Origin of the sequence: Allorhodopirellula heiligendammensis (assembly GCF_007860105.1) — a bacterium.
In the GTDB taxonomy this organism is placed as follows: domain Bacteria; phylum Planctomycetota; class Planctomycetia; order Pirellulales; family Pirellulaceae; genus Rhodopirellula; species Rhodopirellula heiligendammensis.
On the sequence record NZ_SJPU01000004.1, the window covers coordinates 200,229 to 212,316 of the forward strand.

Annotated in this window: 10 protein-coding genes; 5 read left to right on the forward strand and 5 right to left on the reverse strand. The window is 58.0% G+C overall.

Going from position 1 to position 12,088, the window contains the following annotated elements; translation table 11 throughout:
* Positions 1 to 74: 74 nt before the first annotated feature.
* Positions 75 to 1,007, reverse strand: a complete 933-nt coding sequence (locus tag Poly21_RS24190; protein WP_146409643.1) for a class I SAM-dependent methyltransferase — start codon at positions 1,005 to 1,007, stop codon at positions 75 to 77.
* A 123-nt stretch (positions 1,008 to 1,130) separates the two neighbouring features.
* Between Poly21_RS24190 and gap the strand changes: the two genes are divergently transcribed.
* A complete protein-coding gene (gene gap / locus Poly21_RS24195) occupies positions 1,131 to 2,159 on the forward strand; it encodes a type I glyceraldehyde-3-phosphate dehydrogenase (RefSeq protein WP_146409644.1) in 1,029 nt (342 codons plus the stop codon).
* A 10-nt stretch (positions 2,160 to 2,169) separates the two neighbouring features.
* Here gap and Poly21_RS27890 read toward each other — a convergent pair whose 3' ends face one another.
* Positions 2,170 to 2,340, reverse strand: a complete 171-nt coding sequence (locus Poly21_RS27890) for a hypothetical protein (protein WP_302120456.1) — start codon at positions 2,338 to 2,340, stop codon at positions 2,170 to 2,172.
* A gap of 86 nt (positions 2,341 to 2,426) precedes the next feature.
* On the opposite strand from Poly21_RS27890, the gene obgE reads away from it, so the two are divergent.
* Positions 2,427 to 3,683, forward strand: a complete 1,257-nt coding sequence (gene obgE, locus Poly21_RS24200) for a GTPase ObgE (RefSeq protein WP_146409645.1) — start codon at positions 2,427 to 2,429, stop codon at positions 3,681 to 3,683.
* Positions 3,680 to 4,441 (forward strand): type III pantothenate kinase, encoded by a 762-nt coding sequence (locus tag Poly21_RS24205; RefSeq protein WP_146409646.1) that lies wholly within the window; start codon positions 3,680 to 3,682, stop codon positions 4,439 to 4,441. The genes obgE and Poly21_RS24205 overlap by 4 nt, the downstream gene beginning before the upstream one ends.
* A 58-nt stretch (positions 4,442 to 4,499) precedes the next feature.
* On the opposite strand, the gene Poly21_RS24210 is transcribed toward Poly21_RS24205, so the two are convergent.
* The gene (locus tag Poly21_RS24210; RefSeq protein WP_146409709.1) at positions 4,500 to 5,039 is read right to left on the reverse strand and encodes a DOMON domain-containing protein; all 540 of its coding nucleotides are present in this window, start codon (positions 5,037 to 5,039) and stop codon (positions 4,500 to 4,502) included.
* A 557-nt stretch (positions 5,040 to 5,596) separates the two neighbouring features.
* Between Poly21_RS24210 and Poly21_RS24215 the strand changes: the two genes are divergently transcribed.
* Both Poly21_RS24215 and Poly21_RS24220 read left to right on the forward strand, forming a co-directional pair.
* The gene (locus tag Poly21_RS24215; protein ID WP_146409647.1) at positions 5,597 to 7,390 is read left to right on the forward strand and encodes a hypothetical protein; all 1,794 of its coding nucleotides are present in this window, start codon (positions 5,597 to 5,599) and stop codon (positions 7,388 to 7,390) included.
* Between the two features lie 271 nt (positions 7,391 to 7,661).
* The gene (locus Poly21_RS24220) at positions 7,662 to 8,921 is read left to right on the forward strand and encodes an FG-GAP repeat domain-containing protein (RefSeq protein ID WP_146409648.1); all 1,260 of its coding nucleotides are present in this window, start codon (positions 7,662 to 7,664) and stop codon (positions 8,919 to 8,921) included.
* 67 nt (positions 8,922 to 8,988) lie between these two features.
* On the opposite strand, the gene Poly21_RS24225 is transcribed toward Poly21_RS24220, so the two are convergent.
* On the reverse strand, positions 8,989 to 11,412 hold the full coding sequence (locus Poly21_RS24225; RefSeq protein ID WP_146409649.1) for a VWA domain-containing protein: 2,424 nt from the start codon (positions 11,410 to 11,412) through the stop codon (positions 8,989 to 8,991).
* A 52-nt stretch (positions 11,413 to 11,464) separates the two neighbouring features.
* On the reverse strand, positions 11,465 to 12,082 hold the full coding sequence (locus Poly21_RS24230; RefSeq protein ID WP_146409650.1) for an RNA polymerase sigma factor: 618 nt from the start codon (positions 12,080 to 12,082) through the stop codon (positions 11,465 to 11,467).
* Between the last annotated feature and the right edge of the window lie 6 nt (positions 12,083 to 12,088).

Below are 12,088 nucleotides of genomic sequence, written 5' to 3' on the forward strand. Positions count from 1 at the left end.
GCGCGAACGCGAGCAACTTGCAAAGCTACGAAAGATCGCCCCCGCGAGCATGACTCTTCATCAGCAAACAATATCTAGTTCACCACCACTAGGAATCCGCCAGCGATGGCTCGCTCCTTGTTACCAAGCAGTCTGGATCCATCAAGCGACAGCCGCTCCCAACGTTGAACCTGCCAACCCGACGCCGCGAAATCGGCTCGCAACTCCCGACGGGAGAATTGGTGCAGGAACATGTCAGGTAGCCCGCGGTATGGATAGACGGCGTCTCCGAACTCCCATTGGGGCTGGACCATAGCCCGCATCGCCGAGCCCGCGAGCTGGCGGGTGCCCGGAAGACTCGTGAGGGCCGCATAGCGATGGTGCACGTGCAAATAAAACAGCCCGCCCGACTGAACGATGCGGCGAACATGCGACAGAAATCTCCGCCGATTGCTGCGGCCTTGGATCATGCCGAGAGTACTGAACAGACAAACTGCGCCGCTCGCAACATCGTCCCCAATGCAGTCAAGTTCCACCAGATTGGCATGAATCGGGAGCACGCTCTTGAGCCCACGCTGTTGAACCTGCTGCAGCATGGGTATCGAGAGGTCGATGGCCATGACCTCGAACCCGGCGGCGGCGAGCAACTCCGACGCCCGGCCCGTCCCACAGCCCAGATCGAGCACCCATTTTGCTGCACCAGCAATTTTTTTCTGGTGTGGACTTCCCGGCTCGACGTGGGGGGCGACCGCCCCAGCAGTGGCTGCTGTTTGCACCGAATCGCAACGGTTTGCGTCGGCCTCGTACTGCGGGAAAACCTCTGCTAGCAATTGCAGATCGACCCGGCAAAGCGGCGTATCGGCCACAAAATCGTTGTAGCGGGCAGCGATCGACCCTTCGTGAGCGTACCGCCACGTCCCCGAGGACACACCGGCGGGTCGTCGCCATAGCGTTTGGTCGGCAGGGATCGACCTTTTCTGCTCGACGTGGGGGGGCGAGTCCGTGGATTCAAAGGAGGATTTGGGCATGAAAAAGGTCAGTTGGAAGGACAAGTCCGATGTTGCGGGGGCTGTTTCAATTCTTGCGAAGGTTCCTATAATCCGCGCAACACAGTGGTAACTGAACTTCACCTACAAGGGAATCTGAGCAAAGTGGCTATTCGAGTAGCAATCAACGGCTTCGGCCGCATCGGACGTTTGACCTTCCGCAACCTGATGGAACGCAAGGACGAATTCGAGGTCGTTGCCATCAACGATTTGACCGACAACAAAACCTTGGCAACGCTGCTAAAGTATGACAGCGTGCATGGTCGGTATCCCGGCGAAGTTAGCTACGACGACTCGTCGCTGACAGTCGAAGGCCAGAAGATCGCGGCATTGGCCGAGCGTGATCCTCGCAATCTGCCTTGGAAGGACCTCAAAGTTGACATCGTGATCGAGTCGACTGGTTTCTTCACCGGTCGTGCATCGGGCGAAAAGCCTGGCTATGACAGCCACATTGCAGCTGGTGCGAAGAAAGTCGTGCTGAGCGCTCCCGCGAAGGACGGTGCCGACCTGACCTGTGTTTTGGGTGTCAACGATGACAAGCTGACTGCCGATCTGCAGTGCATCTCCAACGCATCGTGCACCACCAACTGCTTGGCCCCCGTCGCCAAGGTGCTGCATGAAACATTCGGTATTGAGCAAGGTCTGATGACGACCGTGCATGCATACACGAACGATCAGAACGTTCAAGACCAGCCTCACAGCGATTTGTATCGCGCCCGTGCTGCCGCCCTGAACATTATCCCGACCAGCACTGGTGCTGCCAAAGCAGTCGGCTTGGTCATTCCAGAACTTCAAGGCAAGCTCACTGGTATTGCCATGCGAGTTCCCGTACCTACCGGTAGCGTAGTCGACTTGACCTGCAACTTGGCCAAGGAAGCCACCAAGGAATCGATCAACGACGCGATCAAGAAGGCTGCCGAAGGACCGCTCAAGGGCATTCTGTTTTTCGCAACCGACCCGATCGTCAGCAGCGACATCGTGCATGACCCGCACAGCAGCATCTTCGCAGCTGACTTCACGCAGGTCCTCGGTGACAACGGCAAGTTCGTCAAGGTCGTCTCATGGTACGACAACGAGTGGGGCTACTCATGCCGTACCGCTGACTTGTGCAGCCGTTTGGCCAAGTTCCTCTAAGACGACATGATCAGCGATTAGCTTCGGATGGTTCGCTATTGAGCCCAGGAGCTTTGGGGGCCAACAATCGTGGCTTGGGACGATGTTCCCAATCGCGGGCGTTAAGGCTCGGACGGGACTCTGGTCCCATCCTACCTAAGATCGCTGCATCCATTACCATGAAGGCGTGATGAATCGTCATCACGCCTTTTTTGTTTCTCTCCACCGCCTACAGTCGCCAGCCGAAAAGCTAGCAGCTAGAAGCTAGAAGCTAGTAGCTTTCTCAGAATGTTCATTGATCGCGTCGAAGTTGAATTCACTGCTGGTAGAGGCGGCGACGGTTGCACGAGCTTCCGGCGTGAAAAGTTTGTCCCCCGGGGCGGTCCCGATGGTGGTGACGGCGGGAAAGGCGGTAGCATTGTCTTCGAAGCTCGTGTCGGGGTGAACTCACTGGCAGCGTTTGCCAATCGTCGTTTTTTTCGCGCCGAGAAGGGACGGCACGGTGAAGGCTCCCTACGCCACGGGCGCAAAGGCCGTGAAATGCGACTGTACGTCCCCTGTGGAACGAGCGTCATTGACATCGCCGATGGTTTCGTGATCAAGGATCTGACAACCCCCGGTGAAACATTCGTGCTGTGTCGCGGCGGGCGAGGTGGACACGGCAACGCCCGATTCAAGACGTCGACCAATCAAGTTCCGCGAATCCACACCGACGGCGAACCCGGCGAGGAACGTCATGTCGTGCTGGAGCTGAAATCCATTGCGGATGTTGGATTGATCGGCAAGCCCAATGCAGGCAAAAGCACCTTGCTCTCTCGCATTTCGAGCGCCCGACCCGAGATTGCTGATTACCCGTTCACGACCAAGTTTCCGAATCTCGGCATTGTTGACGTCGATCAAGAACGTTCGTTTGTCACCGCCGATATCCCAGGCCTGATCGAAGGTGCCAGCGAAGGTATCGGCCTGGGGCACGAATTTCTACGGCACGTCGAGCGGGCCGGTTTGCTCGTGCACCTCGTAGAACCCACGCCGGTCGATGGAAGTGACCCCATCGAAAACTATGTAGCGATCCGTGAGGAGTTGCGGCAGTATGACGAGAGTCTGGCCGATCGTGACGAAATGGTGGTGCTCACGAAGAGCGAACTCGACCTCGATGGCGAAGTCTTTTCGCGAATGCAGCAGTACTTCACCGATCATCCCGTTGAACACACACGCGAGTTGTTTTCAATCAGTGCCGCCGCGGAGATTGGACTGCGCGACCTCGTCGAGGCCATCATGGTCCGTGTCGCCGCCCGACGCCAGCAGATGCTGGAGGCGGGCGAAGAGCTGAGCCCGATCCGGGAAGTCGATGTGCCCGCCGAGAGTAAGAAAAAGCGACGCGTGCCGCCGCACAAGTTGGGTCCGACCGCGTCGCTCTCCAACGATCATCAAGCTCGAGATATTCCGGAAATGTGGGGCAAGCAATCGCCGATGGGGCGTACTATTGCGCCTCCGGAGACCAGCGAGGGCAATCGTCCGCGGGATACGTCGGACGAGCAACCGTGATCATTGGGATCGACGTCGGCAATACAGCAATCAAACTCGCGTTCGCACACGAATCCGAGGCCATCGTCAAACGAGTCTCCGACCCCGAGGCGATCGAGTCGCTATCGCAAACGCTCTGGGCGGCTTCGCGAAGCGAACCAGCGGACATTCGCATCGCCAGTGTCAACCGCACCAAAACGCATGAGTTGATTGAACGCACGCAAACGAAGGCTGGAACAAACACTGCCTTTCGTCAAATCACTCATACGGATTTGCCCCTTGCGGTCGAAACCGATTCTCCCGAACGGGTTGGGATCGATCGTCTGGTTGGCTGTTACGGTGCGGCGAAGGTCTATCGCCTGCCGCTCGTTGTGGTCGATGCCGGGACGACGGTGACAGTTGACCTCGTAGATTCCGAGGGCATTTATCGAGGCGGGGCGATCATCCCCGGGCTCGAGATGCAAACCAGAGCCCTGGCCGCAGGGACGGATGCCCTTCCCCACATCGACTGGCAGGATTCGTGCGAATCCGCCAGCCTCGCTGCGCCGCATTGCGTGCCCGCCAAGGACACCATTTCAGCGATTCGACTGGGGATCTTGTCAAGTGTCGTGGGCGGCATCGAGCGCCTCGTGCGTTTATACGGCAACCCGTCCTGTGTTGTGGTCACCGGCGGCGACTGCCAGTGCATTGCTGCCGCTCTGCAGATTTCGTCACAACACGATTTTAACACCCACCTGCATCCCCACTTGGTCTGCCGCACATTAGCGAGTTTGGGCTAACAACCGAGCGACGACGGCAGAGACGCCAGTGCATCCCGTCAAGCGTGGCCTCCCAACTTCAAATCAATGCGACCTCGCCCCACAGTGACGGATCTTCCGTGACCGGAAACTGTTCACTCAAGGTCAACGACTGGTTCCCCAGTTCGCGGTCGGCGACCGTGTAGAAGAATCCCATTCGAGGTTGATCGATGGGTTCGTAGCCAGTCATGGCATCGGCGGGGATCCAGCCTGACATTTCGTAGCCATCGTGCTTCGGCGCTGCATGGATCTTGAGAGCCTGACTACCGATGGGTTTCGGGTTGCCGCGAGCGCGGTTGATCGGAACGAGCTGCGCGACGGGCCGTTCCCGTTGCGGCCCGCCCCCGGCGGGCAGCCAAAGGAATCGATGGCAGTGCTGTGTGGCACGGTGAATATTCGGACTGTTTCGGGTATCCATCCATAAATGCAACCCGTCACTTTCATCCAGGCGGGTGTCGCGGCACCAGGGCATGGCTCGTTTGCCAGCAACCTTGACCGAAAACCCGATCCCCTCGACTGACCAAGCGATGCGAAGGTCCGCGAAGATCGGCCCCCCCGACAAGGCGGCGAAAGAGGGCATGCGGCACGATTCCGGCAGCTTGATACCGCGTGATGTCCATTCCATCTTCTGCTTAAGCAACCGGACCTCAAACCGAAACAGAATAGTTGGGTCAACGAGCTGTTTGGAATCAGGGGGCATGAGCAATCAATCTGCATTGCGGAGGAAAACGAAGCATTCCGTCAGTGTGGGGCGAGAAGATCGAACGATCAAGCCGGCGATCACGCGAACCTTTCCCTTCAATCCATACAAGCGGGCAGTTTTCACGAAAAGGACAAGTTTAGCTTATCGAATCTTACCGCCCAGTCGGTGAGGTCGTCGATAACGTGCTATGCCGCGATCGATGCAGGTCGGCACACGGGCGAGAAAGCCGGTTTCTTATCTACTATCCGGTTCGCACTTTCATCCGTGCCGGCCTACATCGATCGAATCCCACCTCAACTTTCCCACCTCGTGCGGGCGTTGTTTATTGCTCGCTAACCTCCGAGATCCGTCGCCGTTCATCCCCGTGAAACGCCCATACCGGGCTGGTTCATGCCCGCGAAGGATCGCAGGTTTTTATACATAGGATTATTCAAATGAAATCGCAATCATTCAAAACAATTAAAAAACTCGCCTCACGCTTCTGTGCAACTCGTCGCGGACGTCGCCGCCGGATGCTGCTAGCGGCATTCTTTACCGGCGGCTCGCTCCTCGCCGCGGCAGCTCCTGCTCTGGCGGCTGACGGTCCGCCTCCCTATCTCGGCGGAATCTCTATCCTCGTTCATGAGTTCGTTCCCGAAACGAACCTGTCTCCTGTCTTCAGCAAAGACCATGACTCTCTCCTCCCCCCAACGCCGCTCCACCGCACATCGACTCAATTCAGTCAGTCCATCGCGGCAGCGGTCAGTGCATCTGCCGACAGAATTGGTATCCCGGTGGAGCAGTTTCTAGAACCCTACGCAGTGGTGGGGCGGCTGGGGTCGGTCACTCCAGACTCAAGCACCTATCCATTGCGGCCAATTGAATCGGCACCGTTAGCAACGACATCGCTGGAGAAATCTCCCGCCGCCGATGAGAAACTCGATTTGGTCGCAACATCCCCAGCCGATCAACAACAGCAGACCACCGATGTCGCTGCACTGGATTGCTGGTGGCTTGGCGAGGACGCGTTGAATTGGATCGCTGAACTCTCCGAGACGGACGAGCTGTTCTTAAGTCCGACTGAGGAGTCAAGTGACCTCGTCGCCGACGAAGTGGTGACAGGTATCGGTTCGGCACCAGTGATCGCCACGATTCCAGACGCATACTTTCCTTACGACATCGCTCAGCGGGATATTGAACTGGACTACCTGGCGTTGACCACCGTTCAACCGATTCGTCCGAAGAACTATGTTGCCCTCGACAATCCGCCGCATGTTGAGAACGCTGCTGAAATCGCGATCGTGGAACCTGAAATTCAGAGTTCTCCCGAATGTCTGCTCGAAGAGTTGATCCATGACACTAACGAATTTGCTGAGCAGAATAGTCTCCATGAGCTGACGCTCATGGCCGTGGGAGAAACCGTTGGAAGTTGGTTTGCATCGACGCTCGGCGAAACCGCCGAGACCGAGCAGCTGGCGGAGGACAGTTCAGATGAGCCGGTCACCCTGGCAGTATTGGCTGAGGGCGAGGAGCCCGTCGCAGACGGAAATCCGCCTGCTGACGCCGCAGCAGAAGCTTCCGCTGTGGTCGCCTCAGTGGAGGTTGTTGTCGACGAGCCCTCAACGCCTGGCGTTGAGGAAGTCGCCATAGCCGAAGTCATCACGATGGAGATTGATGGAGAGCTAATTCCGGCACCAATCGCCGACGACGCGCCAAACGCGGCGACAGAGGAACAGGTCGCCACTGACGAGCTGGAGATCCCATCGGTTGAAGAGGTCGCCGTGGCAGAAGTCGTTACCATGGAGGTCCAAAGTGAATTAATCGCGGTGTCGGATATTGACGCCGCCGCTGATGCGGATACACCGGAGCAATCCATCGTCAGCGAGACGGAAGGCCCCGCCTCCTCCGAAATTGCCGTAGCCGAAATTGCCGTGGCCAAAATTGTAGCGATCAACATGGAGGGCGATGAGCAATCGGGCTCTGGCGTCATGGAAGCTTGGGAATTGGACGTGATCGAGCAACTCGCGTCCAACGAAGAGTCGGCACCGGAGGCCGTAGCCACCGCTGCGGATGAGCTGGCGTTGACCCCGCCAGTCGAAGAACTCACGCTGCTAGACGTAATCGAGACGCTCAATCAATGGCGAAGCAATGCGTTGGCAACGCTACTAACGCCAGTCGATGCGAGCGAGCTGCCAGCACCCGAAGTTGCTGAAAAGGCGGACACGTCCAGCGATAGCGTGATCCGCTAAGGATTGAGAAGTCCCTGCGTAGGGTGATTCATCCCCGTAATTCGTTGCGTGGACGAGGAGGTGCTCTCCAACGCGATACTGACGCGTTGGGGGGCGAGCCGCCTGCACAGAATCAGCTGGAGCATTGCAGCGCGTGGATCTTCACATCCACCCTCCAACGCTCCGTGAGCATCAGCAGCGGAACGATTGCCGACCGCGGCTGGCCCGCACGCCATACGATCCCGGTATACAATTCAGAAGCCTGAATTACCTTCAACCGGGAGATGATACGATGCGATCGACAGTACCTGCCAATGCAACCCCGTCTGACAACCGTACGCTGCTGGCGGTGTGTTCCGCATGGCTGGTATCAACGCTACTGGGAGCCCCTGTCTACGCAGTCGATTTCACCCCGCGAGTCCTCGACGCTCACCCCGGAAAAGTCGTCTATGCCGTGACAATTGCCGACATCAATAGTGACGGTGCGGACGACATCGTGTGCGTGACAGAAAGCCGCGTGTTGTGCTACGAAGCTCCAGATTGGCGGGCCCGCGTGCTACTCGATGGCGTGACTCAAACTGACAATGTGTGCGTTGCGCCACTGGATATTGACCGGGATGGCCATGTTGATCTAGCACTCGGTGCCGGTTGGCCCACCCAAGGTGGAACAATTCAGTGGCTCTCACGTGGCGAGAATATTGACGATCCTTGGCAACTCTATCCCATCACTTCCGAACCATGGACACATCGGATGCGATGGGCAGATGTGCTCGGTAAAGGTGAGCCACAGCTGGTCGTCTCGCCGCTCAATGCGTCGGTTCACCCTGGGGGTGTACGTCTACTGGCGTTGGAGATTCCTGGCGATCCCCGCGTTGATCGCTGGAAGCCCACTCTCCTCAACAGCGATCTCAATCGGATGCACAACCATTGGTGTGTCGCGCCCGATGAACTTGGCATGCCAACTGTATCCAACGAGCAGCGTCCGGTAACTCTGACGGCCAGTGTGGAGGGGATCTCAGTGATATCGCCCGATCCTGATGCACAGCATAACTACAGACGTCTGACGTTGTTGCCAGGTGCTGACGGCGATGAGCCATCACAGCGAGGTGTGGGCGAAGTCAAACTGGGGCAACTGGCCGATGGCACCAAATTCCTCGCAACGATCGAACCGATGCACGGCACCCACGCGGTGGTCTACCTCCTCCAAGGTGCGCTGACGGACAAATCGCCCGAGCGAACGGTCTTGACCGACAAACTGCTCGGTGGTCATGCCGTGTGGTGCGCGGACATTGATCGCGACGGTAGTGACGAGATCGTCGTTGGCTACCGTGACGCCAATCCCGCGGTCGGCATCCTGCTGTATGATCGCCAGCACGATGGCAGTTGGACGGAGCAGCGCGTCGGGAACGAAGTCGCTTGCGAGGATCTGGTGGTTGAGGACGTCAACGGTGACGGCTGGCCCGATATTATCGCTGGCGGTCGGGCGACTCACAACTTGGTGCTGTATCTCAATCGCGGCGGCCGGACGCAACCCATTCGCGAACACGAATGAGAGTGCCGGCTCGCCGCTTTCACTAGCGAAACCTCTCGACGGTGAATTTTCCACCGACAGCTCCCTGTTACTCCCTGACGATTAAGTTCTCAGCCGTTTTCACTAATCCGACAAATTCGGTGCGAAGTCCGTGAGGGTCCGAACCCATGGAGTTTTCGGCCGCTCGCTCGACGTTTTCATAGGTCCATGAGCCCACGAATGGACTGTTTCGCAGCAGCATCCCAAACGCGGCCACCGAGGTGGCGAATCGGAAATCCGCGTCTGCTTGATCAAACGGAGTCTGCGAATCGGTGAGCACTCGCGTCATCAGCTTGCTAGTCTCACCTTGCGGCGCCTTGTAGCGTAGTTTTAGGGTCAATACCTCGTCGCTCAGTGGTTTGTCCTGGGCAGATTCCTCGGTCGCCGGTTCCTTTTCTGACTCCGTCGAAGCATTGGGTTGATACTTCAGCGGATCGACGGGAGGTGCGACGGCGTCAACTTCGACGCCTGCGGGAACAATCTCGTACAGAGCCGTCACCTGATGGCCGGCACCAATCTCGCCCGCGTCCTTGGTATCGTCATTGAAATCTTCCTTGGCGAGCAGGCGGTTTTCGTAGCCAATCAGTCGGTATGACGAAACCACCGCCGGATTGAATTCAATTTGAATCTTCACATCTTTGGCGACCGTCACGAGTGTTCCAGCCAACTGATCAACGAGCACTTTTCGTGCCTCGGCGATCGTGTCGACAAACGCGTAATTGCCTTCAGCGTCGTTGGAGATTTTTTCCATCATCGCGTCGTTGTGGTTGCCCATTCCAAAGCCGAGCACGGTCAGATCAATGCCCGACTTAGCCTGCGTTCTGGCCTCACGCACCAACGCGTCGGTACCAGTCATACCGACGTTGAAGTCACCGTCACTGCACAGGATCACGCGGTTGACGCCACCCTTGAGCAAATGCTCCCGAGCAGTGGCGTAGGCCAGTTGCAGCCCCGCACCGCCATTGGTGCTACCGCCAGCCTGCAATTGCGTTAAGGACCGGAGAATACGCTGTCGCTCTTCAACAGGCGTCGAATCGAGTACCAAGCCGGCCGAGCCCGCATATACGACGATTGCGACACGGTCATCATCGCGTAATTCGTCCAGTAGCACCTTGAGGCCCTCGATCACCAATGGCAGTTTATTCGGTTGGCTCATCGAACCGCTGGTATCGATCAAGAACACGAGGTTGCATTGGGGACGTTCTTGCTCGGTCAGACTTTTCGCTTGCAGGCCAACTCGTACGAGCCGATGTTCCGGATTCCAGGGACAGATCGTCGCGGTCATCGCTGCAGCGAACGGATCACTCGATTCGCCATCGATCGCAGTGGGACCGGTGTAGTCATAATCGAAGTAGTTGACCATCTCTTCGATCCGGACCGCATCGGGACGTGGCAGTTGATTGCTCTGCAGATAGCTGCGAACCTTGGCGTAGCTCGCCGTATCGACATCGATGGAGAACGTGCTCAGAGGATGCTCGGAAACACGACGGAACTCATTTTCGTCAAGCGGGGAAAACTTGTCGCCCGGTGAACCTGGGCCAGTACCCTGGTCGGTCAGCCTGGTCTCCATGGGCATAGGCATCGCTAGATCGATACTGTCGGCATTACGTCCTAAGGTTTGGAGACGCGTGGCTTCACCGCCGACGCCCATCATGGCGCCGTCCATATCTGCATCCATGCTCATCTCCTCCATCGCCTCTGCATCCATACCATATTCATCCATGCCCATCACTCGGCTGAGGCGTGCAGGTTTTTCTTTGACCGCTGCGCCTGCGGCAGGCAAGTCCACTTCCTTTTTAGCGATCTCACCACGTGCACTCTCAGCCGCGAGGGGAGCTGAGGGAGGGGCAACACCTCGGGCAGTCTTCAAACTCCGAGTAGCCGCTGCCGGCTCGGGGCCGCCAGAGGTTCGCATGCCAGACTCCATCACTGCCATCTTTTCTTGCTCGGCGACCTCGACCGATGCGGTTTCGACGACCGATGCAGACTCCATCGACCTGAATTCGGTTGGTTGAGGCCCCCGTGTCACTTCGGCGTCAGTGATCAACTCATTGCTGGACCGTGCAGTCTCCAGTTCCAGGGACGGCGTTTCGTCGGAAACCGAAGTGCTCGCGGTCTGTACCGTTTGCATCTGCCACATTGGGACCGCGACGGCGAGCATGAGGATCGACGCGGCGACCGCCCACAAAGCGATTCGTAGCCCTGTGCTCGCGCCACCGACTCGAGGCTTAACGGCGGGTGCAGCGGCCCCCGTGATTTCATCGCGACGGTCTGCGTCGAGCATGGGCGCCGGCATCGCTGCGTAGAATCCCGAGAGTTGTTCTGTTACGCGTCTCGCTTCGTCAACTGCTTTTGCCAAAAGCGGTTGCTGTTGCATCTCGGCTTCAAACTCGGCCGTCTCGGTGGGCGACAGCTCGTTCATCACGTACGCCGTGATGCGTGGATCGTCCCAGTATGGATTGGTTGTGGACATGTTCGTAACCCTATGAATTGATATGTGTTTGTTCGCTGGTGACACCGGTGTGCTAGGCGGTCACGAGTTGATCTCGCAGGGACGCGACCGCTTGGTGAAGATGAAAGCCGACGTTGGAGGTGGTCAGGCCGGTGACGTCCGCGATCTCGCGATAGCTCAGCCCGGCTTGCATGCGAAGCTGCAAAATCTCGCGTTGCTTCGGAGTCAGTGAGCCGATCGAGTCGGCCACGCGGCGATGTTCTTCACTGGCCAAGGCGGCGTCCGCTGGGGTGGGACCAGGATCCATCACCGCGGCTTCGGGGGCGCTGTCGCCCTGCTCGTCGAAGCCGCGCCGCGTGGCGAAGCTTTGAGGTGTTTTTTTGCGTTGCATGTCAATCACTCGCGTTCGGCAGACCGTGAACAACCAGGGTGCCAGTCGGGCGGCAAACTCGGCCAATGTCGGGGGTTCGTCACTACTAGCGACTTGGCGGGCTTTGCGACACAACTGCAAGAAAGTTTCTTGCACCGCGTCCTGAGCGGCGACTGGGTCCCGTAGGATGCCGCCAGCGTACGACAGCAGGCTGCGCTGATGCTCGTCGACGGCGCGAGCAATCATTTCGCTCGGGTCATCGGTTTCGTTTGCACCGCAGACGTCGCCGATAGCACCCTCAACAGCTTTGTGGGCCGCCATGGTGGT